The following is a 19258-nucleotide window of genomic DNA, read 5'->3' on the forward strand; positions in this document are numbered from 1 at the left end:
CAGGATATTATGCGACACACAAAATTATTCTCCCTTGCCATCACATTTGGCGGCCTGCTTTTCGCCGCTTCGTGCTCCAAAGAAGACCTGGCGGTGAAAAACTCCACCGTTGGCGTAACGTTCACCAATCCCGCCAACCTCAAAGAAGTGAAAACTTCCGCGCTCACCGTTACTTTCAAAGAGGTGAACAGCGGCACGGTGAGCACTTTCAACGTAAACAGCGCAAGCGAGCTTTCCAGCCTCAACCTGCCCGAAGGCAGCTACGATGTAAGCCTCGAAGGAGACATCGAATACAAGCTGGATGAAACCATTTACAAAAGCAAGATCCGCGGCGTAAAAAGCGGCGTGAAAATTACCGGCGGCAATGTGGCCATCGACATCCCGCTGTTCCTTTACAACGTGAACGCCGGCCTGGTGCTGAAAGAAATTTTCTTCACCGGCACGCGCACCCCTGAAAATAAACTGTATCACGGCGATAAATATTTCATCGTATACAACAATTCCGAAGACACGCTGTACACAGACGGCCTGATCTACGCGGAAGCACAGTTCCTGACCACCACCAAATACGATTACACGCCCAACATCATGGCGGAAGCTTTTACGGCCAACAACATCGTATTGTTCCCCGGCAGCGGTAAAGAACATGAGATACTTCCCGGCAAACAGGTAGTGGTAGCGGCCAACGCCATCGACAACCGGGAGCTGAACCCGAACTCTTTCGACCTGAGAAATGCCGATTACGAGTTGAACCTCGGCGGCACTATCGATGTAGACAACCCGCAGGTGCCCGACCTGGTGAACGTGAACGGAGCGATGATCATGCACGACCGTGGTTTCCGCAGCTATGTGCTGGCACGCCTTCCGCAGGGCACGACACCCGGGGATTTTATCGCGGAAAATCATTATGAGTACACTTACATCGGCGCCACCGGCAAGGTAATGACCAACGATGGCGTGAAGATCCCCAACACCTGGATACTCGACGCGGTGAACCTTTCCGTTCAGTCCGAATTCGTATGGACCCTCACCGCCCCGTCTCTCGACATCAGCTGGACCTACTGCGGCAAGGTGAACTCAGACGCAACCCGTTATGGCAAAAGCGTGCGCCGCAAAGTCGTGTACACCAATCCTGACGGCCGCGTAGTGCTGCTGGACAACAACGATTCCGCCAAAGATTTCGAAGCGGAATCGAAACCTTCTTTAATGCCGTAATGGATGAGATTAAAACTGACGATTTGTGTGTGGATGATCCTGGGCGCCGGTACTGCCGCCGCCCAGGATTCCCTTTCGGAGAAACTGGTGCGCGAACAAACCTCGCCGGTAACCGTGCTGAGGGATGAATTGTATACGAGCCCCGCTTTGAAAGCATGGCAACGCGAAAATACCTACAGCAGGCTGTCTGCTTCCTTCGGGAAACATGAGCAGGACCTTTACCTCCAGCAGGAAGGCAGCGGGAAACAACAGCTGGACGTGCATTCCGAAACCTATCTCAGGGGGAAAGACAATACCACCATTTGGGGAAAGGCGTATTACATCAGCGAGAAGCTGTTCAAGGTAAAATTTAACGAATCCGCCAACTACGATCTCGTGTATCCTTATGTGATGGCGGATACCGTAGGCGGCGACCTCAATTCGGAAACCTATGCCTTCAGCGGCGGCCTGGCCAAAGGTTTTGGCAAATACCAGGTGGGCGTGCAGGCCGGGTTTAAGGGAGAGCAGTCGTACCGCAACCGCGACCCCCGTCCAAAAAATATTTCCACCATCCTCGACCTGGGCGTCGCCGTTTCCCGCAGGCTGGGCAACCGGTACCTGCTGGCGCTGGACCTCAACGGCACCAAATACAACCAGGAAAACAAACTGGAATTTGTGAGCGAGGTGGGCGAACCGCTGATATACCACGATGCTGGCCTTGGCGCGTACAACGAATTTCTTTCCGGCGCCCGCATGAGCGCCAATTACAACGGGTTCATCTATGGCGCGGGGCTGCAGCTGTCGCCCGCCGGGCGCAAAGGCTGGTACGCCGGCGTATCCGTTCAGCAAACGAACATCGGCAAACTGCTCGACCGTATCGTGTTCGAGATCGGCACGGCGAAAGAACGGCTGCTGAGCGGCCGCGCGGGATATATTTTTGATAAGGACGACCGGCATTTTATGGCCGGCGTTAAAGCCACGGGTCTGAGCAGGGAAGGGCTGGAAGCGAAATTCCAGACCGGCGCTTCCGACATCAGTATCGTAAAGATCGCCGAAGATGTGCGTTACAAACGTGCGTGCAATACCGTTGGGGCAAACGTGCTGTACGGCCGCACGGGCGGTTTTGCAGACTGGTACGCGGGTGCAGACGCGGAATATCTCGACGAGCTGCAGCAATACGTGCAGCCCAACCGGCGTCTGTCTTTCACCCGGCTTACCGCAGGCATCCACCTCACCGGACGTAAACAGTTCGGCCGTACATCGGTTACGCTGAAAGCCGCCGCCCACCGCCAGGAAACGCTGGAGCAGTCCGGCAGCTGGAGCGATATCAACCCGCAGAAAGCGATATTTTCCATGATGAATAGTAACTTTGCGTTCCTTACGGCTTCCGGCATGAACTATCGCGGCCAGGCGAGAGTGGATTTTCCGCTTATGGAAAAACTGGCTTGTTTTATTGCGGCGGACGCCGCGCACCAGACCGGCACGGGAAGGCAGGAATGGAAGCTGACAACGGCATTTCAATTTTAAAGACAACGACCAACGAATATTATGAAACGGTACCTGATCATCCTCGCAGCGTTAATTACTTTCCTCACCGGAACGGGATTCTTTTACGACAATCCCGGCGATCTGCGGGCGCTGTATCAGAAACCGGTGAACGAATGGCCGAAGCCGGACATCGATTCCGGTGTGGTATGGTCTGAATTTAAGCCCCTTCCTAAAACCGATACATCTTATTTCAGGATCATGGCGCAGCCTGATGTGAAGCTGGGTAAACTGCTTTTCTTCGATCCGATGCTTTCGCGGTCCAGCCAGATCTCCTGCAGCAGCTGCCACGACCCGCACCTTTCCTGGGGCGACGGCCGCCGGGTATCCCTCGGCAGCGACCACCAGGAAGGCACGCGCAACACGCCCAGCCTGCTGAATATCGCTTACCGCAAAAACTTTTTCTGGGACGGCAGGGCGTTTTCTTTGGAAGACCAGGCCAGTTTCCCCATCGAAGCGCATCACGAGATGAACATGGATGCAAAAGAGCTTGGTCCCAAACTCTCCGCCATCAAGGCTTATAAGAAACTCTTCAAAGACGCGTACGGCTCGGAAGAAGTAACCACAGACAAGATCTTCTCCGCCATCGCCGCATTTGAAAAAACCATCACCTCCCGCAGAAGCGCTTTCGATAAGTTCATGGAAGGCGACTACAAAGCCATGACCGACCAGGAAATTCATGGCATGCATATTTTCCGCACCAAGGCGCGCTGCATGAACTGTCACCACGGCCAATACCTCACCGATGAAAGTTTTCACAACATCGGTCTCACTTATTACAAACGCAAATACGAAGACCTCGGCCGCTACAATCTCACCAGCAATCCCGAAGATGTTGGCCGCTTCAAAACGCCCTCTCTCCGCGACGTGATGCACAACCACCCATGGATGCACAACGGTCTTTTTAACAACATCAGGGGCGTGATCAATATCTATAACAGCGGCATGCACATGATCGATCCGAAGCCGGAGCAGAAAAAGGCCGATCCCAATTATCCGAAAACAGACGCGCTGCTCAAAAAACTCAACCTCACCGAAGAAGAAAAAGAAGCGCTGGTCGCTTTTATGAACGCCATTACCGCCACGCAATACCTTATGCCGCGGCCGGAGCTGCCGAGGGATTAATCCGCATTCTCCAGAAAACGGTACATCTGTGCGCCGGCCAGCAGCAATGCCCCCGTGCCGTATGCTTCCGTGCTTTCCGCATTCACTTTGTTGGGCGCGGCGCCGATCGGTTGTACGTATCCGGGTTTGCCATCTGGTGTTACGGATGAAACCATGGCAGACCAGGCGTTTTTCGCTACCGGCCCATAAGTTTTTTTATCCAGCAGGCCATGATTCATGCCCCATAACAGCGCGTAACAGAAGAACCCCGTTCCGCTGGTTTCTTTAATGTCGTAGCTGTCCGGGTCCAGCAGGGAAGCGTGCCAGCTGCCATCCGGCTGCTGGATGCGCGCCAGTTTTTCCGACATTTCGTGGAAAAGTTTGATGAAGCGTGCCCTGTCGGGATGATCGGGCGGCATGTTCTCCAGCACTCTCACCAGCCCGGCTATCACCCAGCCGTTGCCTCTCGACCAGAAAACTTCTTTCCCGTTTTTTTCGCGTTGTGCGAAGTACCTGCTGTCGCGGAAAAAAAGTTGTTCTTCCGGGGCGTAGAGATAGTCCGTTGTTTTCCACCACAAGCGGCTGGCGAGGTCGAGGTAAGCGGGGTTGCCGGTGGCGGAAGCGAGGTAACTCAATGCAGGCGGGCCCATGTACAGGGCATCGCACCACGACCATTCACGGTGGCGGATGGAACCGTCTTTCCATTCGAGCGATTCGTTATTGGGCTTGTTGAGAATGCTGTCTGCCAGCGCCCGCCAGGGAGCGATCATTTCAGGTTTTTTGTATATAGCATACAGTTGGGCATACACCTGCCCGATGCAATAATCGTCCGCGAAAAACCGCTGGGGACCAGGTTGCCAATTCATCGCTTCGCTGGTCGTTCTAACATAACGGATATATTTTTTGCTCTTGCTGATGTCCGCCAGGGCCAGCAGGCCGGTAAGGCCGGTCGCGTTTACCCAGTGGTTCATCCGCTGTTTTTTTTCTTCCGTTTCCCATTCTTTGATCTGCCAGTCCGCCACTTTTTCCATCAGCTTCCGGATGTCTTTTTTCCGGGGCGATACGGGGAGGGCGGTGGAAGGGCGGTCTGCGAGGCGTATTTCCATCGTGCCGCCTTTCATGATGGTGGAATAATCTGCCTGGTAACCGGAATGTGGTTGTTGGTTCAGTGTGATGGAAGAAATGTACATCGAACTGGTTGTTTCTTTTTGTGTGACGATCCTGAACTCCCGGTCATCTTTTAACCGCAGTGTAACGGTGTCGAAAAGCGGGGAGCACAGTGCATATTGCCCTGATACCGGGCTCACGGGGTACAGGCCGATAGCGGCCATGACGTACCAGGCGGACATTTGCCCGGCATCGTCGTTCCCGCTCAGCCCGCCGGGGCCGGAGGTATATTCGCTGGCCAGGATGTTCCTCACCTCGCGCTGCGTTTTCCAGGGCGATTCCGTGTAGTTGTAAAGAAAAGGCACCTGGTGCCCGGGCTCGTTCCCATGCCAGTATTCCTTCATCCGGAAAACATCGTCCAGCGCTGATTCGAATGCCTTTTTGCCGCCTTTCAGCCTGATAAGGTCTTCGATATTATGCGGCACGTACCAGGTATATTGACGTGGCGTTCCTTCAGTGATATAAGGCGCTCTTTTATCGGGGTCGAAAGGCGTATACCAGCTGCCGTTCGCATAACGTCCCCTGACGAAACCCACGCCCGTATCGAAAACGTGGCGGTAATTCAGTGCGCTGGCCGCCAGCCGGCGGTAGTCTTCTTTTTTGCCCAGCGCCTTTGCCACCAGCGACAGTGCGTGATCGTCATAAGCGTATTCAAGCGTGCGCGATACCTGTTCTTTTTTATGAAAAGCATCCGGCACGCCGTCTTCCAGCGGAACGTACCCGTATTGCAGGTAACTTTTCAGCGCGCGGCGGCCTTTACCGTCGGAATATTCCGCGGTATCGGGCGTTTCAAAAGCATTGCGGCGCATCAGTGCATAGGCGGCCTTTACGTCGTAGCCGCGGATGCCTTTGAGATATGCGGAGGCGATGAAAGGCGTTACATGATCCCCGATCATAGCCGAGGTATAGCTGTTCCAGCAGGGGAATATGGGCAGCCACCCGCCCTGCTGCCCTTTGAGGATCATGGAGCGGACGAAGTCGCTGATCAGCGCGGGATCGATGATCTCATAAAGCGGGAGCATCGTGCGGTAGATATCCCACATGGAAAAATCGTCGTAATAGTTCCCTTCGGAAAGCCGGGCGGTTTCGTACTGCCGGGAAAATGCCGGGTAGGTGCCGCTGGCGTCGCTGAACAGCCGGGGCTGCTGCATAGTGTGGTACAACGCGGTGTAAAAAATATCCAGCGAACGGTCGCCGGCGTTTGTAACTTCTATTTTACGCAGCGCCTTTTCCCATATCGCGGCGGATTGTGATTTTACGGCTTCAAAGTCCCGGCCGGATATTTCCGCCTGCAGGTTTTTTTCTGCTTCGCGGATACTGGTGAATGAAGTGCCGATGCGGATGATCACTTTCGTGCCTTTGGGCAGCTTCCAGCTGAAATAAGCGCCGATGCCGGCTTGTTGTACAAGACTGTCTGCAAGTATGCTGTTGCCGCCGGAAAAAGTACCGGCATTTACCGGCACGATCTCCGCCTTCACTACAAAATACCCGCTGAAGCCCGCTGGTTTCCCCCAGCCCTGGTAAATACGATGGGCGGGATTGTACCCTTCCACCTGGTTCTTCGACCGGTTTATTTTGACGAATCCCCGGCCCTGGTCGCTGTTGGGCGTTACAAGCAGGTGCAGGCTGTCGTCTTTTTCCATGGTGAAACGCATCACGCTGCTGCGTGCCAGTGCCGTAATTTCCGCCAGCAGGTTGTATTCGTTCAGCTTTACGGAATAATAATGTGGCGCCGCGTATTCTTCGTCGTGAGAAAAAGGTGTTGCATAATCGGACACGTTCAGCCGGAGCCTGCCCGTTACCGGCATCACCGTAAAGCTGCCGTAATCCTGCGTGCAGGAGCCGCTGAGCCAATGCGTGCCGCGGAAACCGCTGAGCAGGCTGTCTTTGTATTGATAAGGCGGCCTGCATTTTTGTTCGGAAGTACGGGTTTGCGGCGTCCATTGCGTCATTCCGAAAGGCACGCCTACGGCGGGAATGGTGTTGGCGTACTGTTCCGTGCCTTTGCCGTGGATGGCGCTGGCAACAGTTGTGCTGGCGGCGGTTCCGATGAGCGGCTGTACAAATCGCAGCAGGCTGTCCTGCCAGGAAGCCGCGGCGGTTTCACAAACGATCGATAAAATAATCAGTGCGGTAATTCGTAAAAAATATCCCGGGTGCATATTGAATTTTTTATTGGGCTGATAATTTTTGTAAATGTCGCTGAATGTGAGCAATCATGCCTTTTGTCGGAAAGCCATTATTGGGTCGCCGTTTCGCCGGATCGTACCATGTTTTCCATTTCGGGTTTCGGTCGCCTTCCAGGCAGGTGGCATCGATGGCTTGCATCTGTTGCATCGCCTGGCCGGCGAGTTGTACAGCAGTTGCGATCTTTTCTTTTCCGCCACCGGACAGATAAGCCTGTTTCAGCCGCGCCATTCCGAGCAAAGTATTTTCCAGGTCGAGCAATTGCCGGTACATAAGCGCGGGAAGATATATATAATCGTGGTAGAAATCATTACCGGCTGGCAAACCGTCTGCCGCGGCCTTGCAGGCGGCCTGTACCATTGCATACCGTTGCGCTGTACCGGGCGCTTCCAGGTCTTCGTACTTTGCGGTGAACGATCCGTGCGGCGTTTCCACCGGGGTATCGCCGAGGAAACCGATCAGCTTTTTGATGTCGGAGAGTTTCCTTACATATCCCGTTCTTCCGAAATGCGCTTCATGCAGCGTTTTCATGGAAGTTACGGCGTTAGGCGCGGCTTTTGTTCCGAAGTAATAATTGGTCCATTGCCGGTAGAATTTTTCGCCGTCGAAATTTTGCGGGTCTGTGGCCCATTCGCCGAACGCTTCCAGGTTCAGCAGGAACGGCCGGAACGTTTGCCCGTTCACCTTCAGGTATTTGTCTGCCGCGTAATTCCGTTGCATGAAGGTCATGATGGAATCGATCAGCAGCGGGCCTGGATCGTGTACGGTATGGTTGGTCCAGAACCCGGCGTGCATGTAGGTGCCGAAGGGATAGCCACGCGTGCTTACAGGCATCCTGTCGAAATTGCAATATCCATCGTCCGCCCACACGACGATAAAATCTTTCGGGGGCGTAAAACCTTGGTTAAAGAGGTCCATGCCATCGTCGTAACAGGTGCAGATCTTCAGCGCGCCCGGTTTGTAGATGGCCAGCACGCTGTCTAAAGCGGCGAATACCTGGTTGAATATCTCCACCCTGTTTTCACCGCAACTGCTTACATACGCCCTGTCCCAGACCTGGTTGCGCGGCCGGAGCGAATAAATGTCGGCTTTGCCCAGCGGGGTTTTGGTAAGGTAATATATCCAGGTATCGATCCACTTGTCTTTGTATTGTGTCCAGCAAAGCGCCTCGCTGTCGCTGATGGAGCGCATCTGGTACCCGAGGCTGAGGTCTACCTGCACTTTCATGCCTTTGAGATGCGCGTAATCGATCATGCTGTCTACCAGCGGAAGATTTACTTTGTAATCGGGCCGCAGTTTACGGTAGGGCTCGCGGGTATAAAATTCCGGCCTTCCGAACATGTCGAAAGGATGAATGGCGTTGTAACGCGTCCTGCGGAGGGAATTGACCATCGCTTTCCATGTTGCCATATCATATTCCAGGTAAGGCTTGCTCATGTTCGCCAGTTCGTCCACATCGTTTTCGAAATAACATACGATGGGCACTTTTTGGGAAGGAACCACGCGGTGCTGTGTTTTACGTAGATCTGCCAGTTTCTTTTTCCCCGGCTCGCGCCCCGTCCAGTAATACATCGGGTCGATGCCGAGCGTTGTGCGGCAATAATCGTACACGGTATTCTGCATGCCTTCCACCGTGATTCCGGCCAGCAGGGTTAAAGAACCGTTAGTGCGGATGATGCCGTCTCCTACGGAGGGGATCTTTTTTTCATCCGCCATGCGCGAAATCAGGTCGCTGCTGGCTGGCGTGCCCACGAGGTAATAATTTCCGCCGCCGGTTATTTTGGGTGGTTCCTGCGCGATGTGAACAACGGCGCCTGTTACTTTTTCAAGATCTTCCCGGAGGTCTTCGCAAACGGCCAGTTCCGTGGGTGTGCTGCGGGCGCCGTGATAGATGGTTACCTGGCTTTGTGCGCATAGCGCGCCGGCCAGCATCGGCAAGATGCCGGCCAGTAGTTTTTTTATGATCATCTTTCAGATTGATTTACGGATTTATCATTTAAATGTGCTGCGGCTGATCACCTGATCCCTACGCGTTTCGCCCATGTTTCCCATTGTTGCTGCATATCTTTTACCTGCAGGGGAAATGTGGCCGCACAGTTATCGTTTTCCATGCGGTCTTTTTCCAGGTTGTACAATTCCCACGGCGCGTTTTTCCCGGCGGCGGTCAGTTTATACTTTCCCGTTATGATCGCTTTTTCATCGTTCAGCGACCAGAAAACGGGCGGATGTGACTGCACCTTTCCCGTTTCAATAACAGGCAGCAGGTTCCGGCCTTCCATGGGCAATACGCTGTGGCCTTTGTACCGGGTGGGATAGCGGGCGCCGGCCGCGGCGCAAAGCGTGGGCATCATGTCGGTTACATGCCCTGCCTGCTCTATTATCTGCCCGTAACGTTGCGGCTGAATGCCCGCGGGCCAGCGTACGATCAGGGGCGTGGAGATGCCGCCTTCCAGCAGGTTTTTTTTGAAGTGACGGAAAGGAGTGTTGCTCGCATTCGCCCACGATTGGCCGTAGCTCATGTACGAATCAACGCTGCCGGGCGTAATGCCGTTTTTCCTGTTATCCAGGCCCTGCGGGCCGCCTTCGGCGCATCCACCGTTGTCGGAAAGAAAAATAACGATGGTGTTGCCGGCTTTTCCGCTGCGTTCGAGCTGGTCGAGCATACGGCCGATGCCCTGGTCCATTCGGTCTACCTGCGCGGCATATACCGCCATTTTGTGCGCCATTTCTTTTCTCGTTTTTGCCGGCAGCTGCGCCCAGGCCGTTACGCCGGAATCCCTGGGTGAAAGCGTTGTTGCGGGGCTGATAATGCCCAGCTGCTGCAGTCTCCGGTATCTCTGGAGGCGGAGCGAGTCCCATCCGCTTTCGTACCTGCCGGCATAACGGGCGATGTCTTCCGGTAAAGCATGTAACGGCCAGTGCGGCGCGGTGTAGGCGACGTAAAGGAAAAACGGCGCGACGGTCGTTTTTTGCCGTTCCAGTATTTTATCCGCGTAACCGGTAATGGCGTCCGTCATATAAAACCCTTTTTTGGGCGGGTAATAACGCTGACTGTCCAGCGCCATGGTGCGCACGGTGGAAGGCGTTTTATCCTGTGTGATGTCGAAGTAATTCACGGCGCCGCTGATCAGCCCGAAATAATTATCGAACCCGCGGTCTGTCGGCCAGTTTGGCCGGTGCTCGCCCAGGTGCCATTTCCCGGCCATGGCTGTATAATAACCAGCTTCTTTGAGCACTTCGGCGAGTGTTACGCAGCGGTCGTTCAGGTATCCCTGGTCCGGGCCGGGAGGGCCGGTTTTGGGCCATGCGAGGCCGGCCATGCCAGCCTGTTGAGGGTAAAGCCCCGTGAGCAGCGACGCGCGGGTGGGGGAGCACCATGCGTTGTTATAAAAACGGGTGAAACGAATGCCTTCGCGCGACAGTTTGTCCAGGTTGGGCGTATGTATTTCACCGCCGAAACACCCGATGTCGGAAAAACCCATATCATCCGCCATGATCAGCAAAATGTTCGGCCGCGTTTGCGGTTTGCTCTTTGCGGGCGCATCCCCGTAGATCCATAAAATGCCTGGCAGTACCGCCAGCAATACAATCCATCTCATATTGTCGATGTCAGTGTTGAACGGTTAATTGTTTGATGCTGTCCAGCGAGCGGCTGAGCGCGTTGGCTCTTCCTGGCATTTTCATGCAATGGTTTTCCGTTTCGGAAGGATCTGTTCGCATGTTGTACAATTGCCCCTGCGGCCCGCCGGGGCGCGGTTCTTCGGTTACGGGCACGCTGAAACCACCCGAGCCAAGGCCTTCCACCCATTTCCATTCCCCGCTGCGGATGCCGAACATGCCATTGGAAGAAGCGTGTACGATCATCTGCGGAATATCCGCTGAATCTGCCCTGCCCAACAACACCGGTAATATGCTGTAACTGTCAGTGGCAGCGGGCACGCGCGCAGGGCCGCCGTTCAGCTCCGAACAGGTAGCCACCAGGTTGGTAAGCGAGGTAACGATATTGCTGACCCTTCCGGCGGTTACATGCCCCGGCCATCGTACGATCAGCGGAACGCGGTGCCCGCCGTCCCAGATGTCGGCTTTCATACCACGGTAAATGCCGGTGGCATGATGGTTGTATCGTTGCGTCATGGCCGGCCGCCAGTAAGGACCGTTATCGCTGCTGAAGATCACGATGGTGTTTTCGCCCAGACCGTTTTTTTCGAGGGCAGCCAGTACCTTGCCTACCATCGCGTCCGTCATGGCAACATAATCGCCATAATCACCCGCACGGGCAGCGCCTTCATATTCCGCGGAGGGCAGCCAGGGCGTGTGCGGCGCCGGCATGGCGAAATACAGAAAAAAAGGTTTTTCGGAATTTTTCTGCTGACCGATATAAGAAACGGCCTGCTCCGTCAGATGCGGCAATACCTGGTTGAAATCGAAGCCCGGCGCCATTTTTCCCGCGCGCCAGAATGCGCCGGTCGCATATTCCGGATCGTCTTTTTCCCGCACTTCACTTCCTGCTGTATATTCATCCGGTATCGCGGTGAGCGTATCGTTGCGGACGTAACAATAAGGCGGCATGTCCAGCGAAGCGGGGAGGATATAGGAATGATCGAACCCGTGTTTATTAGGCCCGTCGTCTACCGGCCGGAAAAAATCAATGTCTTCCGGGTCCGGCTCGGGCAGCAGCAGCGTTTGTTCATGTCCTTTTTTGATGGCCCAGTTCAGCCCCAGGTGCCACTTCCCGATGGCGGCGGTATTATAGCCGTATTGTTTGAGCACGGTAGCGGCGGTAGTTTGGCCATTCGCGATAAGTGAGCCGCCATACCCGCGCAGCACGCCCTGCTTCAGACTGCTGCGCCAGCAATAAACGCCGGTAAGTATCCCGTAACGCGAAGGCGTGCATACGGAAGACGAAGCATGCGCATCCGTAAAACGAATACCTGTTGCTGCGAGCTTGTCTATCTGCGGCGTGCGGATCGCGGATGCGGGGTTGTAGGCAGACACGTCGCCGTAACCCAAATCATCTGCCAGGATGTAAACGATATTGGGCTGCGCGCGCTCCGGCTTTTCCTGGCGGCAACCCATGCCCGCAAGGAAAAACAATGCCGAAGCGGCCAGTATTTCAGGAATCGGATTCAGACTTTTCATTGAGTTTTGCGTAGTTCGTCAGGAATTGTTGGTATACGTCGTCCGGCAGCCGGAGCAGGTCGCCGGTCTGGCGCATGTGTTCTTTTATTTTGCCGATCAGCCGTTCTGCCAGCGCACGGTTTTCCGGCTTCATCACGAGGTTTTCTTTTTCTTCAGGATCTTTTTCCACGTTGTACAATTCCAGGTAAACCTCGTCGCGGAAAGTATCCATGATCAGCTTGTGGGGCCTGCTTACCACGCAGCGCTGATTGCTGCCGTAAGCGGCGTTGCCGTCGTATTGAATAAAAACATCGTTCCTGCCGAAGGTTTTCCCTTCCACCAGCGGCATCAGCGAAATACCGTCTGTTTCTCCCGCGCCGTTGATGCCGAGGTAGCTGATCAGCGTAGGCCAAACATCGATCAGGCTTACGGGCTGCGATGTTTCGCTGACTGCGGGCCGGAAGCCGCGCGGGAACTTGATGACGAGCGGAACACGGGCGGATGCTTCGTACATGCACATTTTCATCCAGAGGGAATGACTGCCCAGCATTTCACCATGGTCTGCCGTGAAAATGATCAGTGCATCGTCGTAAATGCCTTTGTCTTTCAGCGCCTTGATGATCTTGCCCGTTTCGTCGTCCAGCAGGCTCACGAGGCCCATGTAACGCGGCCATACATCTTCCCATTGTTCCCTGGAATACCGTGAGCCGATAAAACCCGCAAGGCCGTACAGCTGCAGCGGCGACTGGCCTTCGTACCACTGTCCCACGTTTGAAGGTATGCGGATGTCCTGCCTGCGCACTTTGTCGTAATAAGGCGCGGGAATATGAAAGGGCGGGTGGGGCGACATAAACATCGTGGCGAGCATCAGCGGTTTTTTGCCTTTATGGTTGCGGATAATTTCGGCGGATTTTTCACCAAAAAAATCGTCCGGGAAATAACGCAGCCCCGGAGTATACAGTTTATGCACCGGCACGGTATAACGTTTGGCATGCGTATATGCGCCTGATACAAGCTCCGGCGCATAGTCAGTAAACTCCCTGCCACCGGGCTTTTTAACGCCCTGCGGCGCCAGCCACTGCTGGTAGGTTTTCTGCGTGATCCATTGCACGTTCACATTGGGGTCTTTTTCGATGTCGGGCTGCGTGAAAAAATGCTGTTTGCCCACATGCCAGGCTTCCCATTGTTTGGAAAGGGTTTCGTACAGGTTGCGGGTGCCTTGTTTTACAACGCGGTAACGTTCATCCTGTTTCACCCACCCGTTGATCAGGCTGCCGCTGGTGTTGGGATATTTCCCGGTGAAAAACGCGCCCCTCGCGGGCACGCATATTGGGCTGGCGGTATAGGTACGGTTGAATGAAACGCCATCTTTTTTCAATGCGTTAATGTTCGGCGTGTATTGCCCGATCGCATCGTAGCGGAGCTGGTCCGCCATGATGATGACGACCGGTATTTCCTTTTGCTGCGCCCGGCTTTGGAAAAGGCTGAGCTGCAACAGGAAAACGATGACAATGTATTTCATGTAATAACTTGTTCGAAGTATGATCAATGATGCTGAAATGCGGGATTGTATTCCCCTCTTTTTTTGAACCCGGGCCAGTTGCGCATATTGCCAAACCTTGGATAACTTTCAAAGATATCGCCGTTACCGTGCATCCGCGGATCGCCCTGTTGCGTAAGCATGTCTTTCAGCTGGCCGCGCAAAACGTTCCGGACGGAATCGAAAGCGGGGTTTGTAGAAAGATCTTTTGTGCAGCCGGGATCGGTGCGGATATCGAACAATTGTTCGGCCGGCCGTTTTTCAAAACCCTGCCGGAATAAAAGCGGCCACTCGTCCCGGTGTGAGATGAGGAACATTTTGGAAGGGGAAGGATCGTCCACATCGGAGTAACCCGGCCCGATCGGTTTGATATCGGGGGAAGGGGAGGGCGGTTCCGACACGGGCGGCGGATCGCCGGCGGGCCAGCGGCCCGGTTTGAAATTCAGCACGAAGAGATAGTCCGCCGTTCTGATCGCGCGTGCGGGATAACCAACATTATCAGGCCGTGAAGCGGAATGCCTTTCCATGCCCGTGAGCACGTAGGCGTTGCGCGAAGGGTCTGTTTTTCCCTTCAGCAAAGGCAGCAGGCTTTTGCCGGGCGTATGCGGTATTGCAGCGAGGCCGGCCGCTTCGAGGAAAGTAGACGCCAGGTCTATCAAACCAACGGGACGGTTTTCCTTTCTGCCGCCACCGATCACTCCTTTCCAGCTAATGGCAAGCGGCACGTGCGCGCCGTATTCCATCAGCGTAGCTTTGGCGGAAGGGAAAGGCATGCCGTTGTCGGACGTCAGCACAATGAGCGTGTTTTCCAGTTCTCCCCGCTCGCGGAGGAAATCGAGTATTTTCCCCAGCTGCGCGTCGAACCAGGCGATCTCTACCATGTAATCGCGGATATCGTTTTGTACGACAGGATGATCGGGTAGAAAACCTGGCACGTATACACCGCCGGAATCACCACCGGAGTCATTGGCGTATGGGCGATGCGGCTCGTGCGCGCCGACCCAGAAGAAAAACGGCTGGTCTGCCTGTTTCTGCTGGTAGAACGTTTGAAAGTTCGTGCTGTAATCGATGTTGCTGATGGCTTTATAAGGCGGCTTCAGGGTTTGTTTGTTATAAGCGGGACCAACGGGATTCTCTTTCCAGCCTGCGTCTTCCCAGTTGCCCGGCCCCCAGGCTTTCCCGGTATACCCGGTTGCATAACCGGCGTTGCGCAGAAGGGTAGTGAACACGGGGAATTTATTGGGGAAATAGCTGCTGTGGGTACCGGCTTCTTCCAGTTGCCAGATGTTGCGGCCCGTGAGGATCGCCGCCCGCGAAGGGCTGCATTGCGGCGCCGCCGCGAAAGCGTTGTTAAACAATACGCCGCTTGCCGCTATTGCATCGAAAACGGGCGTGCGTACGCCGGGTGTTCCGTAAGCGGAGGCGTAGGGAAACGACTGGTCGTCTGTAATAACGAAAAGCAGGTTGGGCCTTTTGCTGTTTTTTTGCTGGGAGCGGGCCACCATCGCCGGCAGGCACAGGATGGCAATCAGCCATAGTTTGTATCGCATGTTCATCTTTTTTTAACGGGTGCGGGAATTTGCTGTACGATTTCCGGCGTTTTGTCCGCGGTTTCCGTCTGCACCCATTTTCCGTGAATATTTTCGCGCAACAGCGTAACGTCGCTGCCGGAACTGAAAAAAGTTTTGCCATCGTTCCGCGATGCCCTGATCATGGCTGGTTTGGACGTATTCAATTCCGCTTTCAACGTCCAGCCGCCAACAACGATCTCCTGTTTTTCATTGATGCTGCAGGGGAATGCCTGCTTCCCTTCACGTATCCGCATAACGGCCAGGAAACGCGCTTTGCCTGTTTTCCCCACGGTCGCTGCGTTCAGGTGCCACTGGTTGTTGCCGTAAGATATCAATTTGCCGTTCGCATCGCGGCGTTCCATCCAGTTTTCGGCTTCAACGGCAAACGTATCGGCCAGCGCCCATTGCACGGGTTGCGAACTGAAGAAGGCGGCGCAAGCAGAAACATCGTTTAACGCGCAATGAAAATATTGCCGGGCGGAATCGACGACGATCTGCTGTGGGCTGTGAATGTACCACGACCAGCTGGCCGGGTGGTCTGCCTCCAGTTCATCGTACACCACCACCACATCGGGGTGGAGGAGCAAAAGGTGACGGCGGAATTTTTTCAGCCCCGTTTTTTCTTTTCCCGAATTGCCGTTATAAGCTACAGATGCATCGCCCGCCGCGTAGGAAAGTTGCCGGCCGTTTACAAAACGTGGAATCCATCCATAACTTTCCGAGTCAAAGCCCTGGCCTTTGCCGTCGATCAATACGCCGTTGTGCCCGATGGTAGCCTTGTACCATTCCAGCCGGTGTTTGTCGCTCATGGCTACTTTGTGCCCGGACATATAAAACAGTGGCTTACCGCCATACAAGATATTAAAAGTGTTTTGGTCAGCCAACATGTGGCCGTATCCGCCATATGGACTGGCCCGCATCGATACCATGAGATTTTTGGCGGTGTTGCCGATGTTGGAATGCATGTCTGCCACGCCAATGTCGCTGAAAAGACGTGCGGGCGTAAATGCGCTGTCGGGCAGTACGGGCGGGCGTTGTACGTTTAACAGGTATCGCAGCCGCAACCAGCGGAACATATCCGCGTCTGCCAGTGTAATATTTTCCGTTTGCTCTATTTTCTGCGCATACGTAGCCGCTGCACGGCTTCCGGTCAGTTTGGCGAGCGCGTCCGCATAAGCCAGGTAATCCTTCCCGGGAGAGGGATTCGTTTCCACATTGTCGCCGAAGCCATCGCTGAAAGAACCTGCGGGAAAGGAATAGAGCATCCAGTACGGGTTGCCGGTGTACCAGGGATGGTTGCGGATAAAATCAAAACCGGTGTAGTCGCGGATGATCATGGGAATGCCCAGCAGCGCTTCCACGTTGATCATGAAATAATGCGCCCCTTCCAGCCAGCCGCCTTCCGTGCCGCCGAGGATGGGCGCGCGCGAGGTCCATAATTCATATGAATAGGTGAGCCAGTCGCGGGCTTCTTTCAGATCGCCGAACGTGGCCAGCGCGGTCTGTATAAAAAAATGAAGATCGTATTGCCAAACGTGGGCAGACAGTACTTTGGCGTCTACATCGTTGATCCAGTTCTTATAAAAACGGGAAGCGCGCACGCGGATGTTTTCCAGCAGCGCTTTTTTGTCTTCGCCGGAAAGCTGGCCGTAAAAAGTATCGTAAGCCAATGCCATGGCCAGCATACAACCCGCATCGCCGAAATCGCTGACGCTGGTGGCGCCTTCAGGGTCCCAGCGGGCGATCGCTTTGGCCCATTGCAGGGCTTTGTTCGCATACTTTTGCCGCCGTGTGAGCAGGTAAGCCTGGCTGTAGGCCGAAAGGTGATTCATGGCGCGGAATCCCAATGCTTTGCTTTCTGAATTTTTTATTTTGCTGTCTTCGTAATCGCCGGTTTTTTTTCCTGTACGCTGAAGGGTGGGCGCACTGTCCGGAATGTCCCCCAGCAACTCGTCTGCCTCTTTGATGATCGCGGCTGCGTCGTCAGATCCGGCGGCCTGTCGGGCAAATTCCAGTTCTTCGTTTTTACCGATCAGTAATCGCGGATGATGCGCGGGAATGGAAGAAAGCAATTTTTCGACGGAAGGGGAGGGGCTGTATTGCATTTTTTCCGGCATACGGAAAGTGTTCACGGATGACCATTCGCCGTTATGCACGCGGTATTGCCAGTACCACCGTCCTGAAGCCAATGCCCGGTGCGGGTTGAATATCGTCCAGGGAATATTTTCGGCATGAATGGTTTGCGAAAGCGGGAATTGCTCGTTTTTCGACAGCCGTACGTCGTACCGTGCGTTTTTCCCGATAACGGGCCAGCTCAGCGCGGGAGGGACGTCTGTGATCAACACGTCCGCAGCGGGTGAGGGCCATTGCCGGTAACGCGGGTGCAACGCGGGATAATCGCCGGGAAAACTGCGGCGTGCGCCCAGTACTTCCGCACCCTGCTGTTCAAGGTGCCGCATTAATTTGCGTTCGAGCGCGGCGGTTTTTTCGGGTTGTTTTTTTGCCAGGTCGTGTATTTCTTCGAGATCGTTTTCCAGGTCGTACAATTCCACTTTACCGGTTCGCCAGAATTTGAGCAGCTTATATTTTCCTTCGATGATCGTAGTATGCTCGTAACTTTTTTCGTAACGGTGAAAAAAAAGATCGTTGTCTTTTCTGTGTACTGTTCCCTGCGCGGGATCGGCCAGTAAAGGTTTTATGCTGCTGCCGTCCAGGTAATCGGGCAGCGTTGTGCGGTTGCCTGCAAGTTCGCCGATAGTGGGGAGAAGATCGTATCCCAGCACCGGTTTGTGGCAGAAGCTGCCAGGTTGTATGCCCGGCCCCTTGATAATAAAAGGTACGCGGATGCCGCCTTCATACAACACCCATTTGCCTCCCCGCAACGGGTAGTTGTTTGTTTTTTTACCGGAAGGCATGTCCAGCTTGTGTTTGGTTGAGGGAGGCGGTAACGACGGCACGCCGCCGTTGTCTGACAAAAAAATGATGTACGTGTTATCTGCAATGCCAAGGTCTTCCACCATGTTCAGTATACGGCCCACGCCATCGTCCATGTCTTCCAGCATCGCCGCCCAGCCGGGATTGTCGTGGATGCTGCCGGGTTTTTTGCGCTGGTATTTTTCATATGTTTTTTCTTTTGCCTGTATGTCTACATGTGGCGCGTAATAAGATACCTGCAGGTAAAACGGGTGGCCGCTCCTGTTTTGCCGCTGCATAAAACTCAGCGCGCGCGCCGTAACGGTTCCCGTTCTTTTCGGGTCTTTGGTGAGGTGTACCTGCTCCCATTTGGTTTTGCTGTCGGTCATCAGGTCGCCGTTGTTGTTGCCGGTATCGCCGTCGCTTTCATCGTACCCGAGGTCTTCGGGGAAGATGCCGGCACGAAGGTCCCACTTTCCGTAATGCGCGGTTTTATAACCGGCGTCTACGGATTTTAGCAGCGACGGAATGGTGATCCATTTTTGTTTCCGGGGATCGTACCGTTCGGCGAAGGTGGCGTCTCCCGTATGAATAGGAGATTGCCCGAACTGGATGCTGCGGCGGGAAGGCGTGCAAAGCGCGGCAGGAGCGTAACCCCGGCTGAACCGCATACCTTCTTTGCCCAGCCGGTCGATATTCGGCGTTTCGTAATAATTGCTTTTGAAATCCGGATGCCGGTTGTCCATAGCCGCGGAAACCGAAGTCCATCCCTGGTCGTCGGTGAGAATGAAGATGAAGTTTGGCCTGATGGGCTCCTCCGGTTTTCGCGCGGACAAATAAAAAGATGCCAGGCCGGCGATGCCTGCAAGTAACAGTATTTTTTTCATGATCGTTTTTCTTTTCCTGTCAGTAGGCGATG

General features: G+C 54.5%; 10 protein-coding genes. 3 read left to right on the forward strand and 7 right to left on the reverse strand.

The window, feature by feature from the left end; all coding sequences use genetic code 11:
• Positions 1 to 9 precede the first annotated feature (9 nt).
• From J7I43_RS14660 to J7I43_RS14670, 3 genes are read left to right on the forward strand one after another with little or no spacing between them, the layout of a single operon-like run.
• Positions 10 to 1215, forward strand: a complete 1206-nt coding sequence (locus tag J7I43_RS14660) for a DUF4876 domain-containing protein (RefSeq protein WP_209146469.1) — start codon at positions 10 to 12, stop codon at positions 1213 to 1215.
• Positions 1216 to 1248: 33 nt separating this feature from the next.
• Complete coding sequence (locus J7I43_RS14665; RefSeq protein ID WP_378108790.1) at positions 1249 to 2721, forward strand: DUF6850 family outer membrane beta-barrel protein; 1473 nt, start codon at positions 1249 to 1251, stop codon at positions 2719 to 2721.
• 21 nt (positions 2722 to 2742) lie between these two features.
• A complete protein-coding gene (locus tag J7I43_RS14670; RefSeq protein WP_209146471.1) occupies positions 2743 to 3864 on the forward strand; it encodes a cytochrome-c peroxidase in 1122 nt (373 codons plus the stop codon).
• On the opposite strand, the gene J7I43_RS14675 is transcribed toward J7I43_RS14670, so the two are convergent.
• From J7I43_RS14675 to J7I43_RS14705, 7 genes are read right to left on the reverse strand one after another with little or no spacing between them, the layout of a single operon-like run.
• Positions 3861 to 7226, reverse strand: a complete 3366-nt coding sequence (locus J7I43_RS14675; protein WP_209146472.1) for a GH92 family glycosyl hydrolase — start codon at positions 7224 to 7226, stop codon at positions 3861 to 3863. The genes J7I43_RS14670 and J7I43_RS14675 overlap by 4 nt on opposite strands.
• The gene (locus J7I43_RS14680; RefSeq protein ID WP_209146473.1) at positions 7183 to 9165 is read right to left on the reverse strand and encodes a glycosyl hydrolase 115 family protein; all 1983 of its coding nucleotides are present in this window, start codon (positions 9163 to 9165) and stop codon (positions 7183 to 7185) included. Before J7I43_RS14680 ends, J7I43_RS14675 begins: the two co-directional genes overlap by 44 nt.
• A gap of 47 nt (positions 9166 to 9212) precedes the next feature.
• A complete protein-coding gene (locus J7I43_RS14685) occupies positions 9213 to 10796 on the reverse strand; it encodes an arylsulfatase (protein ID WP_209146474.1) in 1584 nt (527 codons plus the stop codon).
• Positions 10797 to 10806: 10 nt separating this feature from the next.
• Positions 10807 to 12336 (reverse strand): sulfatase family protein, encoded by a 1530-nt coding sequence (locus J7I43_RS14690; RefSeq protein ID WP_209146475.1) that lies wholly within the window; start codon positions 12334 to 12336, stop codon positions 10807 to 10809.
• The gene (locus J7I43_RS14695) at positions 12311 to 13837 is read right to left on the reverse strand and encodes a sulfatase family protein (protein ID WP_209146476.1); all 1527 of its coding nucleotides are present in this window, start codon (positions 13835 to 13837) and stop codon (positions 12311 to 12313) included. The genes J7I43_RS14690 and J7I43_RS14695 overlap by 26 nt, the downstream gene beginning before the upstream one ends.
• 23 nt (positions 13838 to 13860) lie before the next feature.
• Positions 13861 to 15405 (reverse strand): sulfatase family protein, encoded by a 1545-nt coding sequence (locus J7I43_RS14700; RefSeq protein ID WP_209146477.1) that lies wholly within the window; start codon positions 15403 to 15405, stop codon positions 13861 to 13863.
• Between the two features lie 2 nt (positions 15406 to 15407).
• Entirely contained in the window at positions 15408 to 19226 is a 3819-nt protein-coding gene (locus J7I43_RS14705; protein ID WP_209146478.1) for a DUF4962 domain-containing protein, read from the reverse strand.
• Between the last annotated feature and the right edge of the window lie 32 nt (positions 19227 to 19258).

It is taken from the genome of Chitinophaga chungangae, assembly GCF_017742215.1.
Classification (GTDB): Bacteria; Bacteroidota; Bacteroidia; order Chitinophagales; family Chitinophagaceae; genus Chitinophaga; species Chitinophaga chungangae.